This is a genomic window from Ochrobactrum sp. CGA5 (assembly GCF_006345815.1).
Taxonomy (GTDB): domain Bacteria; phylum Pseudomonadota; class Alphaproteobacteria; order Rhizobiales; family Rhizobiaceae; genus Brucella.
On the sequence record NZ_VCIG01000038.1, the window covers coordinates 183,661 to 202,490 of the forward strand.

Below are 18,830 nucleotides of genomic sequence, written 5' to 3' on the forward strand. Positions count from 1 at the left end.
ATGGAAAACGCAGATCTCCAATATGTCCGCGCGCAGATGGTCGACAGCGAAGCGCCTCCGCGCTCCGTTCAGGGTGTTTCACACTGGCTACGCGTCAACCTGTTTGCAACGCCTGTCGATGCAGCGCTGACCATTCTTGGCTTGCTGGCCGTAGCCTGGTTTCTTCCGTCAATCATCGAGTGGCTGTTCCTTAAGGCAGTTTGGACCGGAGCGGACCGCACAGCCTGCCTCACTGTCGCACAAGGCGGCACGCAACCGGAAGGCTGGTCGGGTGCCTGCTGGGCATTCGTGAACGCGAAATACGAGCAGTTCCTCTATGGCCGCTATCCGATTTCCGAGCGCTGGCGCGTCAACCTGACGGCGCTGATCTTCTTCGTGCTGCTGGTGCCGCTACTGATTCCGAAGGCTCCGAAGAAGGCTCTCAATGCGATCCTGTTCTTCTTTCTGTTCCCGATTGTGGCGTTTTTCCTTCTGGTTGGCGGCTGGTTTGGTCTGCCCTATGTCGAAACGCCGCTTTGGGGCGGGCTTCTGGTTACGCTTGTACTGTCCTTTGTCGGCATCTCTGTGTCGTTGCCGCTTGGTATCGTACTTGCGCTCGGACGTCGTTCGAACCTGCCTGTCATAAAGACCTTCTCGATCATCTTTATCGAAATGGTGCGTGGAGTTCCGCTGGTCACTGTGCTGTTCATGGCCAGTGTCATGTTGCCGCTGTTCCTGCCGCCCGGCGTGACTTTTGACAAGTTGCTGCGTGCGCTTATCGGCGTGGCGCTGTTCGCCTCGGCCTATATGGCGGAAGTCGTGCGTGGCGGTCTTCAGGCTATCCCGCGCGGGCAGTATGAAGGCGCGGATGCACTGGGTCTCAGCTATTGGCAGAAAACCGGACTGATCATCCTCCCGCAGGCGCTGAAGCTGGTCATTCCGGGAATCGTCAACACCTTCATCGGTCTCTTCAAGGATACGAGCCTTGTCTACATCATCGGCATGTTCGATCTGCTGGGCATCGTCCGTCAGAACTTCTCCGATGCCAATTGGGCTTCTCCACAGACGCCTGCCACCGGTCTGATCTTTGCGGGCTTTGTTTTCTGGATTTTTTGTTTCGCAATGTCGCGATACTCTATATTCATGGAACGACGGCTCGACACGGGTCATAAACGATAAGAATAAAGGGAATAATGGAAATGAGTGCACAAAGCGCCCTCCCGCAATCCGAGTTCGGTGGCGATGTCGACCGCTCAAAGATGCAGGTTTCCACAACCGATGTCGCCATCGAAATCACCAATATGCATAAGTGGTATGGCGAGTTCCACGTGCTGCGCGACATCAATCTGAAGGTCATGCGCGGCGAGCGTATCGTTGTTGCCGGGCCGTCTGGTTCGGGAAAGTCGACCATGATCCGCTGCATCAACCGTCTGGAAGAACATCAGAAGGGGAAGATTGTCGTCGATGGCATCGAACTGACCAACGACCTCAAGAAGATCGATGAAGTACGCCGTGAAGTGGGCATGGTTTTCCAGCACTTCAATCTCTTCCCGCATCTGACCATTCTGGAAAACTGCACGCTTGCGCCTATTTGGGTTCGCAAGATGCCGAAGAAGCAGGCGGAAGAAATCGCCATGCACTATCTGGCCCGCGTGAAGATTCCGGAGCAGGCCAACAAATATCCGGGTCAGCTTTCAGGTGGCCAACAGCAGCGTGTGGCGATTGCCCGCGCGCTGTGCATGAACCCGAAGGTCATGCTGTTCGATGAGCCGACCTCTGCGCTCGACCCGGAAATGGTGAAGGAAGTGCTGGATACGATGGTGAGCCTTGCCGCCGAAGGTATGACCATGATCTGCGTGACGCACGAAATGGGCTTTGCCCGTCAGGTGGCCAATCGCGTGATCTTCATGGATCAGGGTCAGATCGTCGAGCAGAACTCGCCGGACCAATTCTTCGACAATCCGCAACATGAACGCACCAAGCTGTTCCTGAGCCAGATTCTGCACTGATCCGTCATTTCAATGCTGTAACTTGAAAACACCCGTCAGACGATCTGGCGGGTGTTTTTACAGCAACTGGAGGGGCATTGTGACAAGTTTCCGGTGGGCGGAAGAGCTTCCGGTCGAACAGCACCAAGAGTTCCATGCATTCTATTGTAATGAATGGTGGACGCGCGAACGGACATTTGATGACGTCATGCAGATGCTGGCCCATTGCGATCTGCTTCTGTTCTGCCTTGACGCGGAAGGCAAAATAGCTGGCTTCGCTCGGGTTCTCAGCGACTTCATCTTCAAGGCGCTGATTTTCGACGTGATTGTGTCGGAGAAACATCGAGGTCGGGGGCTAGGGCAGGCCCTGGTCGAGCGTATCCTCCTCCATGAAAAGCTGAAGCGTGTGAAAAGCTTCGAGCTTTATTGCCCGGAAAGGCTTGTGCCTTTTTATGAGAAGCTTGGCTTCGTGAAGAGGACCTCTTCGCTGCTTTTCAATCAGCTTTAGAGCGTCAATCCGGTCGACGCTCTTAGTATTTGCTTTGTTGCATCGTCCTGCGCAAAGCGATTTCGCCCTAATTCTGGAAATGCTCTAATCCTCAACGTATTGGCGCAGGCGTTGCAGGGCATCATCCCACTGGGCGGAAACGGTCGCGAGATAGGCACGGGCATCGACCAACGGCGCTGGATGCAGGCGAAACCTGCTCTCGCGTCCGACCTTTTCTCGCTCGACCAGTTTTGCCTCTTCCAGCACCATCAGGTGCTTGGTGACGGCTTGGCGTGTGATGCTGCCATTTTGCGACAGGGCCACAATCGAGCGGCTTTCACCATCGCTCAAGGTTTCTATGAGCGCCAGCCGGGTCGGATCAGCGAGCGCTGCGAAAACTGCGGACATATTCGTACCGCTCACCGCTGGGCTATCGTTCATTTTCGACATGTCTCTTGATGTTACCGACCTGTTCTTCCCATCCACCGTCGTTCATTCGCAACGCCAGCGGGCGGCGCTCGGCAGGCAGGGCATCGAAACCGCTTTCAATCACCGTCAGCCGCGTTCCGGCCTCGACCGTTTGCAGTTTGAATTCCACCAGAGTCGGCGGTTCCTCGGAGTAGTCTATGCTTCGGTCAACGGCATAGGGATGCCATGTGAAGGCAAAATAAGTGGGCGCCGTCATTTCCTTGATGAAGGATTCCCACGGCTCGTGCTCGAAACCGGGATAGGTGATATGGCCGGTCGAACGGGTGCCGACGATGAATGGTCCGTCGATCTTGACCTGAAACCAGCTTCCAAACTCTTCATGATCGGTGAGGGCGCGCCATACGCGGTCGATGCCCGCATGAATGTCGATGGTCTTCACGATGCGGTCAGTATTGCTTGAAACGGTCACGATATGCATCCTCCGTAATTGGCAACTTAATGGTTGCGAATATAGGATGGTTGCAAAAATATGCAACTAAAAAGTTGCATATTTTACTCGGGCAGCGGAGCTTTGTCGGGAAGCGGGAACAATGTAACGAACTTCTCCGCCAGGGTGCGGTTGCCTAGAACCTTGAGAACATTGGCTCTTTCCAGGGCTGATATGGGCTGTCCACCATAGATGGCTGCGGCCAGCATGCGCGGCGAACCTTCGAAATGGAGGTCATATTCCGGTGCTGTGCCGCGCTCGATCAGAATTCCGTCATCGTCCAGTCGGGCAGTAAAATCCTCTCCATCCAGACGAAGACCGATCACCGCGCGCATACCGAGAGACCTGTCATGGTCCATCATGGTTCGGAGCGACAGCAGGAAAGAAGCAGTAGAAATCGGTAGATTGGGGTCATGCTTTGGCGAACGTGCGGCCCATCGGCCCAGCGTTTGAAGAATAGGTTCGCTTTCATGGCCCCAGTCGGTCAATTCATAGACCTGCACCGATGCGGGAGGAGGAAGTTTCGTCTTGCGGAGAATGCCGGCTTCTTCCAGCCCAGCGAGCCTCTGCGTGAGGACATTTGCACTGACGCCCGGCAGATCGGCCCGAAGATCGCTGAAGCGTTTGGGGCCGAACATCAGTTCGCGCATCACCAGAAGAGACCAGCGCTCCCCAATCAAATCAAGGGCATGGGCAGCAGCGCAGGCATCGTCATAACTGCGCTTGGTTACGGATTTCTCTGTGATAGTTATTTTTTCTAACTCCATGGTTGCCAATTATAACTTATGTGCCATTATGTACAAGCGAACTTTGAGTTCTTCCGATGCCAATTGCGCGAACATTACGCCGGGAAGGCTTAAGCATTTGGTTGCATATCGGACCGTCCAACGGAGGAAATTTTATGCCTAAAATGATATTCGTGAACCTGCCGGTGAAGAACGTTGCGCAGTCGACCAGCTTCTATGAAGCCATAGGAGCAACCAAGAACCCGATGTTTTCGGACGAGACTGCTTCCGGCATGGTCATTTCGGATACAATCCATGTAATGATCCTTGATCATGAAAAGTTTAGCCAGTTTACGCCGAAGAAGATCGCCGATGCCAATACGGTCAGCGAGGTGCTGATCTGTCTGTCTGCGGAAAGCAAGGCTGAAGTCGATGCCATCGTCGAAAAGGCGGTGAACGCGGGTGGAAAGGCCGATCCGGGTCCGAAACAGGATTACGGCTTCATGTATGGGCGCAGCTTCGAAGATCTCGATGGCCATATCTGGGAGATCATGTGGATGGACATGGAAGAAGCCAAGAAGGTCATGGGTTAGTGCAATTACAGAAAAGTACGGAGCGTTTTTCGCAGGATAGTGCGATAAAAATTACTGGATCGCCCAGCATCCCTGCGGATGCAGAAAGAACACTCCACTCTTCTAACTTACTAGAATAACGCATTTTGCACTCCGAAAATCGATTTCGATTTTCGGAGCGATGCGGCAGGGAGGGAAAAATGTCAGGTCTGACGATCTGTCTCTGGTTCGATAGACAAGCAGAAGAAGCGGCGAACCATTATGTCTCGATCTTCCGAGCCTGTGGAAGAGCGGCTTCCATCGATGGGTTCATTCGGTTTGAGCATGCCCATCGCCCCGAAGGCACCGATGTGGTGGTTGCAAACTTTACCCTCGATGGGCAGGCTATATCCGGTCTTAACGGCGGGCCGAACTTCAAGTTTTCCCCGGCGGTCTCGCTCTTCGTCCAATGCAAGGATCAGGCGGAACTGGATATGTTCTGGGAAAGGCTGCTGGAGGGCGGTGCGCCGATGGAATGCGGCTGGCTGACGGACAAGTATGGCTTTTCGTGGCAGGTTGTGCCGCAGATGTTGTTGGAGGTCCTGCAAAAGGGTACTGCTGAACAGCGTCAGCGGGTGGCTGATGCCGTGATGAAGATGGTCAAGCTCGACGTTGCGACGCTTGAAGCAGCGCGTGACGCGGCTTAATTCTGTACGGCCGCAATGGCATCATACCCATAAAGCCAGTCCAGATCCTTCAGGAAACTTTCCGGGCTGCGTATGGCGAAGAGCGTGTTACGGCCAAGCGCAAAAACGCCAGTGGCGTGATAGGCGAACCTGTTCAATTGACCGCGCTTGGCAACGGCTGCGATCCGCTGCTTGCGGACGGTATCGAAGCGCTTCAATCCTGTATCGTGGTCGCTAGCGTCCAACGCCTGGGCAAGGGCCGCCGCATCCTCGATTGCCATCGCTGCACCTTGCGCCGCAAACGGCGTGACCGCATGCGATGCGTCGCCCAGAAAAATCGTCCGGTCCGGTCCGACAAATTGGGCGTCTGCCATTTCAAACAGCGGCCAGTAGGTCCACTCATCAGCCGTGGCCAGAACATCGCGAACGGGAGCGCTCCAATCCGCGTAGATGGAGCGCAAGCGCGCCGGCTCGCCGGTTCTGGACCAAACTTCTCCTGGATTCTCACCTGTTGTGATGGCGACGAAATTGAAGAAACTGCCGCCTTTGACCGGATAGGCGATGAAATGCGCCTGCTTGCCCAGCCATGCCGAAACGGCATTCTTCGTCCCCATGGCAGATGTGAACGAAGCAGGGAGGGTGCTGGCGGCAAGTGTTGTGCGCCAGGCAATATGGCCGCTGAACCGTGCCTTGTCGAAACCTGCCTTCGAGCGCTCTGCCGACCAGACGCCGTCGCAGGCTATCAAATATGCGGCGTCGACAGGTTCTTCGGACTTGTTATGGCGGATAGTGGCAGTAACGACCCCGTTCTCGACGCGGTGATTTGTGATTTCAGCACCAAGGCTTATCTCGATACCGGGCGCTTCGCGGCAGGCGGCAAGCAAAGCGGATTGCAGATCGGCGCGATGACAAACGACATAGGGATGGTGCCAGCGCTGGCAAGCCTTGTCGCCGAGCGTCATTTCCATCAGCGGGCGGGCTTTGCGTCCATCCATGAGATAGAGCGCTTCCGGCGTTACGGCCTGGGTAGAAAGACGGTCAGCAACGGCGAGCCGTTCCAGATGGCGCATTGCATTGGGGGCAAGTTGCAGGCCAGCGCCGACTTCCGAAAGGGTTTCTGCCTTTTCGACAAGCCGGACATTCCAGCCGCGTGCTGCCAGTTCCAGCGCTGCCGACAGACCGGCAATTCCGGCCCCGGCAATCAATACACGCCCTTTGCTCATGTCTGTGAGGTCTTCCGGCCTTCAGCCCCTCGTGAGGCTGCTCCGATTAAGCGGCGCAGATTAAGCGGCTTTGTCAGCAGGCGCTTCGTAAACGCAGCCAGCAGGAACGGTTTCGTCGGCATGGAGCTTGGCGTTGTAGCGATAGAGGGTTGAGCAATACGGGCAAACCACTTCGCTTTCATCACCCATGTCGAGAAACACGTGCGGGTGATCGAAAGGCGGATTTGCACCGACGCACATGAATTCCTTCACGCCGATTTCGATGGCAGCATGGCCCGCGTCGTTCTGAAAATGAGGAATGATGTGATCGGACATAATATGCTCCGGTGCTGGTCGATGGCGGTATGAGCATGGTCCTAAACCGTTTGCGGGACAGGATCATGCTTAGACATTGGCATGCGTGTACCGCGAAAGTCTTGTTTTCGGAAGCGTTTTCATCAATTCTGAGGACATTTCCAGCTAATTGCTATCAAACTGTCATATGACAGCCATAGGCTTAAGGCAGAACCGGAACATTCCGGTGGAAGTCGGGACAGGAAAAATGAGCGAAAACAGCGTTATGGCGAGCGAAGCCTCCACATCCCAAGGTGGAACACACGAGATGACAGCCGGACTGGTCCCCAACCGAACCGTCGTGCCGGATATGGCTGCAGCCCCCGACGTTCACAAAGCTTTGAACGGGGAGCTGATGCAAAGCGCCGACCGCTTCGTCAATCGCGAGTTTTCTTGGCTGCAATTCAATAGGCGCGTTCTGGAGGAAGCTGCGAATATGCGGCAGCCTTTGCTTGAACGTCTGCGCTTTCTGTCCATTTCCGCCGCCAATTTGGATGAGTTCTTTATGGTCCGCATTGCCGGCCTCGCCGCACAGGTGCGCGCCGGTGTGGCGCTGCGCAGCGCCGATGGACGCACACCGCAGGAGCAGCTCGACTTCGTTCTCGACGAAGTCGGGCGCCTGCAGGGAGAACAGCAGGAACGCCTGCGCGCACTGCGCGAGGAATTGGAACAGGAAAGCATCGAGATCGTTCGCCCGTCCGCGCTTTCGGAGCTGGAGAAGGAATGGCTTGAAAACCATTTCCTTGAAACGATCTTCCCGGTCCTGACGCCGCTCTCCATCGACCCGGCGCATCCGTTCCCGTTCATTCCGAACCTTGGCTTCTCCATCGCCCTACAGCTTGCGCGCCGCGCTGATAATCATCCGATGACGGCGCTCCTGCGCATTCCGGTTGCGCTGAAGCGCTTTATCCAGTTGCCGACAGATCAGGCCAATGTCTACCGCTTTATCACCATCGAGGATGCCGTGAGCCTGTTTATAGGGCGTCTGTTCCCCGGTTATGAAGTGCGCGGTGCCGGTACATTCCGCATCATTCGCGACAGCGATATCGAAGTGGAAGAAGAGGCGGAAGATCTCGTCCGTCTCTTTGAGACGGCGCTGAAACGACGCCGGCGCGGCCAGGTGATACGCATCGAATTCGACGGGGAAATGCCGGAAGCGCTGCGCGGCTTCGTGGCGACGGAACTTGGTGTTTCGGAAAACCGCATCAGTGTGCATGAGGGCCTTCTGGCGCTCAACATGATTTCCGAGATCGTTTCGATCCCGCGTGAGGACCTCAAATTCGTTTCTTACAATCCGCGTTTCCCGGAACGTATTCGCGAGCACGGGGGCGACTGCTTCGCAGCAATTCGTGAAAAGGACATTGTGGTCCATCATCCCTATGAATCCTTTGATGTGGTGGTGCAGTTCCTGCGACAGGCAGCAGCCGACCCGGATGTGCTGGCGATCAAGCAGACGCTGTATCGCACCTCCAATGACAGCCCGATCGTGCGCGCGTTGGTGGATGCTGCCGAAGCCGGGAAGTCTGTGACGGCGCTGGTCGAACTCAAAGCGCGTTTCGACGAGGAAGCGAATATTCGTTGGGCTCGCGATCTGGAGCGCGCAGGCGTTCAGGTGGTGTTCGGATTCATCGAATTGAAAACCCACGCGAAAATGTCGCTCGTGGTGCGCCGTGAAGACCAAAAACTGCGTTCCTACGTGCATCTGGGTACGGGCAATTATCATCCGATCACAGCGCGCATCTATACGGATTTGTCGTTCTTCACGTCGGATGCGGATATTGCGCGCGACGTGGCGCACATCTTCAATTTCATCACTGGTTATGCCCAGCCCGCTGAAGAGATGAAGATTGCGATCTCACCTTTTACGCTCCGGGCGCGTATCCTCAAGCACATAGAGGACGAGGTTGCGCATGCGAGGGCGGGGCGTCCGGCTGCGATCTGGATGAAGATGAATTCGCTGGTTGATCCGCAGATAATAGACGCGCTCTACACAGCGAGCCAGGCGGGGGTGCAGATTGACTTGGTCGTGCGTGGCATCTGCTGCCTGCGTCCCGGTGTGCCGGGGCTTTCCGACAATATTCGCGCAAAGTCGATTGTTGGGCGCTTCCTGGAGCACAGCCGCATATTCTGCTTCGGAAATGGTAATGATCTGCCTTCCGACAAGGCGATCGTTTATATTGGGTCCGCCGACATGATGCCGCGCAATCTTGACAGGCGCGTGGAGACCCTCGTTCCGATCACAAATGCCACAGTTCACCAGCAAATCCTGTCACAAATCATGTTTGCCAACATAATTGATAACCAACAGAGCTATCAGCTACTTGCGGACGGCACCTCTCGCCGGATAGAAAAAGAAGCAGGAGAGGAAGCTTTCAACGCGCAGGAATATTTCATGACCAATCCTAGCCTGTCGGGTCGCGGAAAGTCGCTGAAGTCTTCGGCCCCCCGCCTTATCGCACATCGCAAGCGTGTGCAGGCGGAAAGAAAAACCACTGCATGAGCGCAGCTCTAGCACAGGGCCGTCTCAAGGGGCTCAAGCCCGTCGCGGTCATTGACATTGGCTCGAACTCGATCCGTGTTGTCATCTATGAAGGTATCGTCCGTTCTCCGACGGTGCTTTTCAACGAAAAGATTCTCTGCGGCCTCGGAAAGGGCCTCGCGAAAACGGGTAAGCTCAACGAAAAATCTGTTGAGGCGGCGCTTCGTGCGCTGAAGCGTTTCCGCGCATTGGCGGAACAGGCTGGCGCGGTTTCCATCCACGCGCTGGCGACTGCGGCTGCGCGTGAAGCGAAAAATGGCCCGGACTTTATCGCTCAGGCAGAGGCCATTCTCGGTCGTCACATCGAAGTTTTGTCTGGCAAGGAAGAAGCCCATTATTCGGCGCTCGGCATCATTTCCGGCTTCTATCAGCCCAAGGGCGTGACAGGCGATCTTGGTGGCGGCAGCCTTGAGCTGATCGCTGTGGACGATCACGAGGTCGGCGAGGGGATCACTTTGCCGCTCGGTGGTCTGCGCTTGCAAGATATGTCCGATGGACGGCTACCAGAGGCAACCAAGATTGCACGCACTGAGCTGGCAAAGGCGACGCTTCTGGAAGCGCACCAGGGCCAGGTGTTCTATGCGGTCGGCGGTACGTGGCGTAACCTTGCCAAGCTGCATATGACGGCGAAGAACTATCCGCTGCACGTCATGCACGGCTACGAGATGGACCCGGCGGAGGCGCAAAGCTTCCTCAAGCGTGTTGCCAAGGGGAATCTTGACACAATGCGCGGCATTGAAGCGGTTTCGAAAAACCGTCGCCAGCTTTTGTCGTACGGTGCCACGGTGCTGCTCGAGACGATCCGTCTGATGAAGCCTTCTAAGATCGTTTTCTCGGCGCTCGGTGTCCGCGAGGGCTACCTTTATTCGCTTCTGCCCAAAAACGAACAGCGGCTCGATCCACTGTTGGCCTCGGCAGACGAACTATCCATTTTGCGCTCACGGTCTCCGCGTCACGCCCGCGAACTGGCGGCTTGGACCACATTGTCTTTGCCGGTACTGGGTTTCGATGAAACCGAAGACGAAGCGCGCTACAGGCAGGCGGCCTGCCTCGTGGCCGATATAAGCTGGCGTGCGCATCCTGACTATCGCGGATCGCAGGCGCTGAACATCATCGCTCACAGCTCGTTCGGCGGCATTGACCATGCCGGGCGTTCTTTCATGGCGCTGGCCAATTATTATCGCCACGAAGGGCTGATCGAAGACGAGATTGCACCGGAGATCATGCAGCTCGCCACGCCGCGCCTGCGTGAAAGGGCGAAGCTGCTCGGCGCTTTGCTGCGCGTGGTTTACCTTCTGTCGGCTTCGATGCCCGGCGTCATCCCGCGCCTTGTCTGGCGCGGGGAGGAAAACGGCATTGCGCTTGTGGTGCCGGGAGACCTTGCCGATCTCATTTCGGATCGCCCCGAAGGCCGCTTGCAGCAGCTTTCCAAGCTGACCGGCAAGAATATCTATTTCGCGATTGGAGATGCGGCGATTGAGGGGACGCGGGAATAGGGCAGTCGGTGGGCGGACTGTTAAGGCTATATGTTCACGCTCGCGCTAAGCATACTGCCTTATTGTTCTAACTCAACCGCCTTGATCCGCCGGTTCTCGAACTTGATGACCATCTTGCCGTCGATGAGGTCAAGGGCTTTCTGACCGAAAACCTCGCGACGCCAACCATGCAGAGCAGGCACATTGGCCTTGTCGCCTTCTGCCGCGATTTTGTCGATGTCGTCCGAGTTGGCAACAATCTTCGCTGCGACGCCATACTCTTCCGTCACGAGCTTCAGAAGCACCTTGAGAATATCCGCGGCGGCGGCGCTGCCTTCGGGCGAATGCGAGGGCTTGGGCAATTTTGGCAAATCTTCCTTGGGGATTTCAAGCGCGGACTGGATCGCTGCGACAAGCCCCGCAGCCTGCGCCGAACGCTCCCATCCTTTCGGGATCGAGCGTAGGCGACCCAGCGCTTCGGCATCGCGTGGCTGCTGCTGAGCGATTTCTGCGATGGTGTCGTCCTTGATGATACGCCCGCGCGGCACATTGCGCTCGCGTGCTTCGCGTTCGCGCCAGGCGGCAACGGCCTGCACGATTGCCAGTTCCAGCGGCTTGCGCACACGCGCCTTGACCCGCCGCCATGCATCGTCTGGATGCAGGTCGTAGGTTTCGCGGGAAGTCAGCACTGCTATTTCCTCATTCACCCATTCGCTGCGGCCTTCCTTCTGAAGTTCTTCCTTCAAATAGAGGTAAATGTCGCGCAGATAGGTGACATCTGCCAGCGCATAGTCCAGCTGCTTGTCGGAAAGCGGACGACGGCGCCAGTCGGTGAACCGGGATGACTTGTCGATGTGCTTCCCGGTTACCTTCTGTACAAGCTGGTCATAGGAAATGGCATCACCGAACCCGCAAACCATTGCCGCAACCTGACTGTCAAAAACAGGTGAAGGGATGAGGTTGCCGAGGTGGAATACAATTTCGATGTCCTGCCGTGCGGCGTGGAAAACCTTCACGACCTTCTCGTCGGCCATCAGACGGAAGAACGGCGCGAGATCCAGGCCGGGCGCAAGGGCGTCCACCAGCGCCGTGTGATCTGGCGAGGCCATCTGGATAAGGCACAATTCCGGCCAGAAGGTCGTTTCGCGGATGAATTCCGTATCGACCGTAACGAAATCGGACTTGGACAGGGCGGATACGGCCTCTTCAAGGGCCTCGGTGGTCGTGATGAGTTGCATAATTTTCTTTTAGACAAAGCAATGGGGATTGTCGCGAAGAATGCGCAAAACCCGCTGCATAACAAGTGCAAATCGTGTTTTTTGTCGATACGTTGCGTCAAGCTGCCCGAACCTTGACGCTTGCATACAGTGCAGACTTGACAAAACCCGGTCAAAATGCGCTTTTCCGCCAGAATTTGCAGCGCTTTGCCTGCACTGACTTATCCTATTCCAAAAGGCAGAAATCATGCACCGTTACCGCAGCCATACCTGCGCAGCCCTTCGCAAAACGGACGTCGGTTCGAACGTCCGTCTGTCCGGCTGGGTTCACCGCGTCCGTGACCATGGCGGCATTCTCTTCATCGATCTCCGCGATCATTACGGCATTACCCAGATCGTGGCCGACCCCGATTCGCCCGCCTTCAAGGTTGCCGAAACCGTTCGCGGTGAGTGGGTTATTCGTGTCGACGGTGAAGTGAAAGCCCGCGCAGACGATGCGGTCAACGCCAACCTGCCGACCGGCGAAGTCGAAATCTTCGCAACCGAAATCGAAGTGCTTGCAGCCGCCAAGGAATTGCCGCTGCCGGTTTTCGGCGAACCGGATTATCCAGAAGATATCCGCCTGAAGTATCGCTTCCTCGACCTGCGCCGTGAAACTCTGCACAAGAATATCATGAGCCGCACCAAGATCATTGCCGCGATGCGTCGCCGCATGACCGAGATCGGTTTCAATGAGTTTACCACACCGATCCTGACGGCTTCCTCGCCGGAAGGCGCGCGCGACTTCCTCGTGCCGAGCCGTATTCATGAGGGCAAGTTCTACGCGCTACCGCAGGCACCGCAGCAGTACAAGCAGCTTCTGATGGTTGCTGGTTTCGATCGCTATTTCCAAATCGCGCCTTGCTTCCGCGACGAAGATCCGCGTGCAGATCGTCTGCCGGGCGAGTTCTACCAGCTCGACCTTGAAATGAGTTTTGTGACCCAGGAAGAAGTCTGGGAAACGATGGAACCAGTCATGCGCGGCATCTTTGAAGAATTTGCCGAAGGCAAGCCGGTGACGCAGAAGTTCCGCCGCATCGCCTATGACGATGCGATCCGCACTTACGGTTCCGACAAGCCGGATTTGCGCAACCCGATTGAAATGCAGGCCGTGACCGATCATTTCGCCGGTTCGGGCTTCAAGGTCTTCGCAAACATGATCGCCAACGATCCAAAGGTCGAGGTCTGGGCAATTCCGGCCAAGACCGGTGGTTCGCGCGCATTCTGCGACCGTATGAATTCCTGGGCGCAGAGCGAAGGCCAGCCGGGTCTCGGCTATATCTTCTGGCGCAAGGAAGGCGACAAGCTTGAAGGCGCTGGCCCGATTGCCAAGAACATCGGTGAAGAACGCACAGAAGCGCTGCGCGAGCAGCTTGGTCTCGGTGATGGCGATGCCTGTTTCTTCGTGGCTGGTCTGCCGTCCAAGTTCTACAAGTTTGCAGGCGATGCCCGCACCCGCGCTGGTGAAGAACTGAACCTCGTTGATCGTGACCGTTTTGAACTGGCCTGGATCATCGATTTCCCGTTCTACGAATGGGATGAAGACAACAAGAAGCTCGACTTCGCACACAACCCGTTCTCCATGCCGCAGGGCGGTATGGACGCGCTGGAAAACCAGGATCCGCTTGCGATCAAGGCTTACCAGTACGATCTCGTCTGCAACGGCTTTGAAATTGCTTCCGGTTCGATCCGTAACCAGTTGCCGGACGTCATGGTCAAGGCTTTTGAAAAGGTTGGTCTCAGCCAGCAGGACGTGGAAGAGCGTTTCGGTGGTCTCTATCGTGCGTTCCAATATGGCGCGCCTCCGCATGGCGGGATGGCTGCCGGTATCGACCGCGTCATCATGCTGCTGGTCGGTGCGAAGAATCTGCGCGAAATCTCGCTTTTCCCGATGAACCAGCAGGCGCTCGATCTTCTGATGAATGCCCCTTCGGAGGTGTCGCCCGCGCAATTGCGCGATCTGCATATTCGTCTGGCTCCCGTACAAAAGAGCTAAGCGATCTTTATGAAAAGCAAAAACCCGGCCTTGAGCCGGGTTTTTACTAGGCGAAGAAAAGCCCGGCGAGGAAGTCGCCGGGCTTCTTCATTTTAGTTATTGGCGTCGACGCTGACCTTCAGAAGCTGAATGATCTTCGTTGGGTCCAGAGATGCGGTTGCGACGATAGATGCGAAGGTCACCGGCTGGTCCGGGGATGCGCTGATGGTCAGCGATTTCGGATCGTCGAAGAACTTGTCGGACGCGGCTTTGAGCTGCTGGACGAACTCAGGGTTTTTGAGTTGGGTCGCCATCAGCGGAACCATCATCTTCATCTGCTCGCCAAGCTGCTTGCCATCGGCGCCCTGCTGCTTGCCGTAATAGTCGAGAAGCTTCTGGGTCAGGGTTTCGTTGTCGAAACGGATTGACAGGCTCTTGAGGTTTAGCTGTTCTGCAAGCCCGAGAATTGCAAGACCGGCAGCGTCCTTGTCGGCGTCAGCCTTGCTCATGTTTTCCTGTGTCTTCTGGACCGCTTCGAGGAAAGCCAGATCATAGCCGCCGAGGCTGCCGGTGATGTTGATCTTGCCGAGTTCTTTTGCCTGAAGTTCAAGCTGGTCCAAAGAAGTATCGCCGGACGATGGCGACCAGCTGCCCTTGGAATTCAGCGAACCGTTGAGTGTATTCATGTCGAGCGGCGCAAGCGGGTTTTTGCCACCCTTTTCAAAAGTCGCGTCAATATCGGCAATAGTCCAGACGTAGCCGATCTTCTCGGCCTTGTTCGAGGTATCGAGCGACAGATCGAAACCCTTCACCGTAGCGCCGTCCGTACCGGGCGTGCCAAACTGGATTTCATCAATCTTCAGCTTGTCATACATGACCATGCTGTCGAGCGGGCCTTTGGCGGTTGCCGACGGAATACGCACGTTCTGCATGGCAAGACCCTTGATTTCGGCCTTGTCGTTCTTGTCACTTTGACCGGCGAAGGCGAGATCGGGAACGGTGATCTGTTCGATGTTGTAGCCGCCATCCGGTTCATCCTGAACGTTCTGAAGCGTCACATCGCCAAGGGCAGTCTCTTTTTCACCGACCGTTGGAAGCTTGATCGTGGTGCCCTGAAGCACGATGTCGGAGCCATTCGCCTGAACATTGGCGAAGTTCAGCTCGCCGCCCTGTTTCGCATAAAGTGTCTTGATTCGCTCGGCGACTGCATTGGCGTCTGCTGCCATAGCGGCGCTGCCCAAAATCAGCGAAAGCGCTGTACCGGCAGCCAAAACACGCACCGCTGGCTTGATGTTGACGAAAACCTGCATTCGAAGCTCCTGCCTAATCTCTAATATAGCGCGGCATTCATAGGCGGAAATCACCCGCAATAACAACATGATTTCCTCAGCCTGCGATTGCAGCCGGGGAAATGTGCTCCCGATAGCTCTATAGAACACAAATGGCGGCAGGATTGCGACTATTGCACACTAATGTACTGGATTGGTTCTCCTGAAGTCTTGCTGGCGAATCGCGCAGTTGGTACTGAGAGGCATGGGAAAAAGTCTGATTCCGCCGGATGACGGCGAAGAACACATCGAGCGGGTCGACCTCAAGTCGGCTCTCGAAGAACGTTACCTCGCATATGCGCTGTCGACGATCATGCATCGTGCGCTGCCGGACGTACGTGACGGCTTGAAGCCGGTGCATCGCCGCATCATGCACGCCATGCGTCTGCTGCGTCTCAATCCTGATCAGGCTTATGCAAAATGCGCCCGGATCGTCGGTGACGTGATGGGTAAATTCCACCCGCACGGCGATGCGTCCATCTACGATGCGCTGGTGCGTCTGGCGCAGGATTTTGCGGTGCGTTATCCGCTCGTCGACGGGCAGGGCAATTTCGGCAATATCGATGGCGACAATGCGGCTGCCATGCGTTACACCGAAGCGCGCATGACAGAGGTGGCGACGCTGCTGCTGGAAGGCATCAACGAAAACGCCATCGATTTCCGTCCGACCTATAATGAGGAGGACGAGGAACCAATCGTTCTTCCAGGCGCTTTCCCGAACCTGCTGGCTAACGGTTCGGCGGGCATCGCGGTTGGCATGGCGACCAATATTCCGCCGCATAATGTGGCGGAGCTTTGCTCGTCGGCGCTCTATCTCATCAATCATCCCGACGCGCCGGTGGAGGAACTTGTTACCTCGCCGGAACAATGGGAAGAACTGAAGCGCGAAGCCGAGACAGATCCGTCTGCTCTTCTGAAGTGCAAGGTGCGTGGCCCGGATTTTCCAACCGGTGGCATCCTTGTCGAAGAGCATGGCAATATCCTTGAAGCCTATCGCACGGGCCGTGGCGCATTTCGCGTTCGAGCCCGCTGGGAGAAGGAAGAGGGCAATCGCGGCACCTGGGTGATCGTCGTCACCGAAATTCCGTATCAGGTCCAGAAATCGCGCCTCATTGAAAAGATCGCAGAACTGTTGCTGGCAAAGAAGCTGCCATTGCTTGACGACGTTCGCGACGAGTCGGCGGAAGACATACGTATCGTTCTGGAGCCGAAGAACAGGACGGTTGATCCTGAACTGCTGATGGAATCGCTTTTCAAGCTGACCGAGCTGGAAAGCCGTGTTTCGCTGAACATGAACGTGCTTTCGCATGGCAAAGTGCCGAACGTACTGTCGCTTGGCAGTGTTCTGCGCGAATGGCTGGACCATCGCAAGGAAGTGCTTGTGCGCCGTTCGCAATTCCGTCTTGCGGAAATCGAAAGACGCCTGGAAATTCTTGGCGGCTTCCTGATCGCCTATCTCAATCTGGATGAAGTGATCCGCATCATCCGCGAAGAGGATGAGCCAAAACAGGACTTGATGCGTACGTTCGAGCTGACCGACGTTCAGGCCGAGTCGATCCTTAATATGCGCCTGCGTTCGTTGCGCAAGCTCGAAGAATTCGAGATACGCAAGGAATTTGATGACCTTACCGTCGAGAAGACAGACCTCGAAGGCCTGCTCGCTTCAGGTACACGCCAATGGAAGAAGATCAGCGCCGAAATCAAGGCGGTGCGGGAAAAGTTTGGTCCGAAGACCAAGCTTGGCGCACGTCGTACGACCTTTGCTGATGCACCGACCCATGACCTGGAAGATATTCATCAGGCGATGATCGAGCGTGAACCCGTCACCATCGTGGTGTCGGAAAAGGGCTGGCTGCGCGCGATGAAGGGGCATTTGGCCGACTTCTCCACGCTCGCCTTCAAGGAGGGTGACAAGCTCAAGCTCGCTTTCCATGCCGAGACGACCGACAAGCTTCTGTTCTTCACGACGGGCGGCAAGTTCTTCACCATTGGCGCAAACACGCTTCCAGGAGGCCGCGGCCATGGCGAACCGATCCGCATCCTTGTTGATATGGAGAACGATCAGGATATTCTGACGGCCTTTGTGCACGACCCATCTGCGAAACTGCTGCTCGTCAGCCACGAAGGTAATGGCTTTATCGTTCCCGAGAACGAGGCGGTCGCCAACACCCGCAAAGGCAAGCAGGTGATGAACGTCAAGGCACCGGATGAGGCAAAGCTCTGCCAGCGTGTTTCCGGCGATCACATCGCCGTCGTCGGCGAGAATCGCAAAATGGTGGTTTTCCCGCTTTCGGACATTCCAGAAATGAACCGCGGTAAAGGCGTGCGCCTGCAAAAATATAAGGACGGTGGTGTGTCCGACGTCCGCACCTTTGCAATTGCCGAGGGGCTTTCCTGGCAGGATTCGGCGGATCGCACCTTCAATCGCAGCAAGGAAGAGCTGGTCGAATGGGTCGGCGCCCGCGCCTCTGCGGGCCGTCTGGTGCCGAAGGGTTTTCCGCGTTCGGGTAAATTCTAGATTGGCTTGCACATTATAGAGGCGGTTTTGCCGCCTTTTCGTGTCTAGCCCTCAAATCGCTTCCAGCCGCGGGGGCCGAGATGCTCCTGCGGGGTAAAGCGGATTTTGTACTGCATCTTGCGTGATCCCTCGACCCAATATCCGAGATAGACATGGGGCAGACCGGCGGCGTGCGCACGCTTGATGTGATCGAGGATCATATAGGTGCCAAGTGAGCGCTCGTGCATGTGCGGTGAGAAGAACGAATAGACCATTGAGAGACCGTCGGCCATCACGTCGGTCAGAGCCACAGCAATAAGCTCGCCATCACCTTTCGGATCGATGAAACTTTCCGGGCCGCGCTTGCGATATTCGATGATCTGCGTGTTCACATGCGTATCCTCGATCATCATCGCATAGTCGAGGACGGTCATGTCCGACATGCCGCCGGAGCGGTGGCGTGCATCAAGATAGTCGCGGAAAAGCGCATATTGCTCGGTGCTGGGCTGTGCGCTGTGCACACGTCCGATCAAGTCATTGTTCTGTGTCCAGACGCGGCGCATGTTGCGCGTCATCTTGAACTCCCCGGCAAGGATGCGAACGGATATGCAAGCCCTGCACAATTCGCAGGCCGGGCGATAGGCAATATTCTGGGAACGGCGGAAACCGCCTTGGGTCAGAAGATCATTGATCTCGTTCGCTTTGTCTCCGACCAGATGCGTAAATACTTTGCGCTCCATCTGGCCCTCAAGATACGGACAGGGCGACGGTGCTGTCAGAAAGAACTGCGGAGACTGTTGCGGTTGATGGGTCATTCAATATCCACGAAATGGCAATACCGAAACCATCACGATACTGTCTCTAAGGATTGA

Annotated in this window: 17 protein-coding genes; 9 read left to right on the forward strand and 8 right to left on the reverse strand. The window is 56.1% G+C overall.

What is annotated here, in order from left to right; translation table 11 throughout:
• From FJQ48_RS13800 to FJQ48_RS13810, 3 genes are all read left to right on the forward strand, one after another.
• Entirely contained in the window at positions 1-1,158 is a 1,158-nt protein-coding gene (locus FJQ48_RS13800) for an amino acid ABC transporter permease (protein ID WP_139975587.1), read from the forward strand.
• Positions 1,159-1,178: 20 nt separating this feature from the next.
• Complete coding sequence (locus FJQ48_RS13805; protein ID WP_139975588.1) at positions 1,179-1,988, forward strand: amino acid ABC transporter ATP-binding protein; 810 nt, start codon at positions 1,179-1,181, stop codon at positions 1,986-1,988.
• 79 nt (positions 1,989-2,067) lie between these two features.
• Positions 2,068-2,475 carry a GNAT family N-acetyltransferase gene (locus FJQ48_RS13810; protein ID WP_139975589.1) on the forward strand — a complete coding sequence of 136 codons (408 nt, stop codon included), beginning with the start codon at positions 2,068-2,070 and terminating at the stop codon, positions 2,473-2,475.
• A gap of 84 nt (positions 2,476-2,559) precedes the next feature.
• Here the strand turns inward: FJQ48_RS13810 and FJQ48_RS13815 are convergent, their stop codons facing one another.
• From FJQ48_RS13815 to FJQ48_RS13825, 3 genes are all read right to left on the reverse strand, one after another.
• Complete coding sequence (locus FJQ48_RS13815; RefSeq protein ID WP_180350210.1) at positions 2,560-2,895, reverse strand: metalloregulator ArsR/SmtB family transcription factor; 336 nt, start codon at positions 2,893-2,895, stop codon at positions 2,560-2,562.
• Positions 2,885-3,352, reverse strand: a complete 468-nt coding sequence (locus tag FJQ48_RS13820) for an SRPBCC family protein (protein ID WP_139975590.1) — start codon at positions 3,350-3,352, stop codon at positions 2,885-2,887. Before FJQ48_RS13820 ends, FJQ48_RS13815 begins: the two co-directional genes overlap by 11 nt.
• A gap of 83 nt (positions 3,353-3,435) precedes the next feature.
• Positions 3,436-4,137, reverse strand: a complete 702-nt coding sequence (locus FJQ48_RS13825) for a helix-turn-helix domain-containing protein (RefSeq protein ID WP_139975591.1) — start codon at positions 4,135-4,137, stop codon at positions 3,436-3,438.
• 134 nt (positions 4,138-4,271) lie between these two features.
• Between FJQ48_RS13825 and FJQ48_RS13830 the strand changes: the two genes are divergently transcribed.
• Positions 4,272-4,688, forward strand: coding sequence for a VOC family protein (locus FJQ48_RS13830; RefSeq protein ID WP_139975592.1), 417 nt, complete (start codon positions 4,272-4,274; stop codon positions 4,686-4,688).
• A 179-nt stretch (positions 4,689-4,867) separates the two neighbouring features.
• Positions 4,868-5,353 (forward strand): VOC family protein, encoded by a 486-nt coding sequence (locus tag FJQ48_RS13835; protein WP_139975593.1) that lies wholly within the window; start codon positions 4,868-4,870, stop codon positions 5,351-5,353.
• Here the strand turns inward: FJQ48_RS13835 and FJQ48_RS13840 are convergent.
• Positions 5,350-6,555: an FAD-binding protein gene (locus FJQ48_RS13840; protein ID WP_139975594.1), complete on the reverse strand. Its 1,206-nt coding sequence runs from the start codon at positions 6,553-6,555 to the stop codon at positions 5,350-5,352. The two genes, FJQ48_RS13835 and FJQ48_RS13840, sit on opposite strands and share 4 nt — an antisense overlap.
• A gap of 60 nt (positions 6,556-6,615) precedes the next feature.
• A complete protein-coding gene (locus tag FJQ48_RS13845; RefSeq protein ID WP_010661074.1) occupies positions 6,616-6,870 on the reverse strand; it encodes a zinc-finger domain-containing protein in 255 nt (84 codons plus the stop codon).
• Between the two features lie 286 nt (positions 6,871-7,156).
• Here FJQ48_RS13845 and FJQ48_RS13850 point away from each other — a divergent pair, with 286 nt between their 5' ends.
• Both FJQ48_RS13850 and ppx read left to right on the forward strand, forming a co-directional pair.
• On the forward strand, positions 7,157-9,388 hold the full coding sequence (locus tag FJQ48_RS13850) for an RNA degradosome polyphosphate kinase (protein WP_247870408.1): 2,232 nt from the start codon (positions 7,157-7,159) through the stop codon (positions 9,386-9,388).
• A complete protein-coding gene (gene ppx, locus FJQ48_RS13855) occupies positions 9,385-10,923 on the forward strand; it encodes an exopolyphosphatase (protein WP_139975596.1) in 1,539 nt (512 codons plus the stop codon). Before FJQ48_RS13850 ends, ppx begins: the two co-directional genes overlap by 4 nt.
• Positions 10,924-10,982: 59 nt before the next feature.
• Here ppx and rnd read toward each other — a convergent pair whose 3' ends face one another.
• Complete coding sequence (gene rnd / locus FJQ48_RS13860; RefSeq protein WP_139975597.1) at positions 10,983-12,140, reverse strand: ribonuclease D; 1,158 nt, start codon at positions 12,138-12,140, stop codon at positions 10,983-10,985.
• A 226-nt stretch (positions 12,141-12,366) separates the two neighbouring features.
• Between rnd and aspS the strand changes: the two genes are divergently transcribed.
• Positions 12,367-14,154 (forward strand): aspartate--tRNA ligase, encoded by a 1,788-nt coding sequence (aspS, locus tag FJQ48_RS13865; RefSeq protein WP_139975598.1) that lies wholly within the window; start codon positions 12,367-12,369, stop codon positions 14,152-14,154.
• A gap of 92 nt (positions 14,155-14,246) precedes the next feature.
• On the opposite strand, the gene FJQ48_RS13870 is transcribed toward aspS, so the two are convergent.
• Positions 14,247-15,443: a hypothetical protein gene (locus FJQ48_RS13870; RefSeq protein ID WP_139975599.1), complete on the reverse strand. Its 1,197-nt coding sequence runs from the start codon at positions 15,441-15,443 to the stop codon at positions 14,247-14,249.
• Between the two features lie 223 nt (positions 15,444-15,666).
• Here FJQ48_RS13870 and FJQ48_RS13875 point away from each other — a divergent pair, with 223 nt between their 5' ends.
• Positions 15,667-17,979: a DNA topoisomerase IV subunit A gene (locus FJQ48_RS13875; RefSeq protein WP_139975600.1), complete on the forward strand. Its 2,313-nt coding sequence runs from the start codon at positions 15,667-15,669 to the stop codon at positions 17,977-17,979.
• 44 nt (positions 17,980-18,023) lie between these two features.
• On the opposite strand, the gene FJQ48_RS13880 is transcribed toward FJQ48_RS13875, so the two are convergent.
• Positions 18,024-18,773 (reverse strand): arginyltransferase, encoded by a 750-nt coding sequence (locus tag FJQ48_RS13880; RefSeq protein WP_139975601.1) that lies wholly within the window; start codon positions 18,771-18,773, stop codon positions 18,024-18,026.
• Positions 18,774-18,830: the final 57 nt, after the last annotated feature.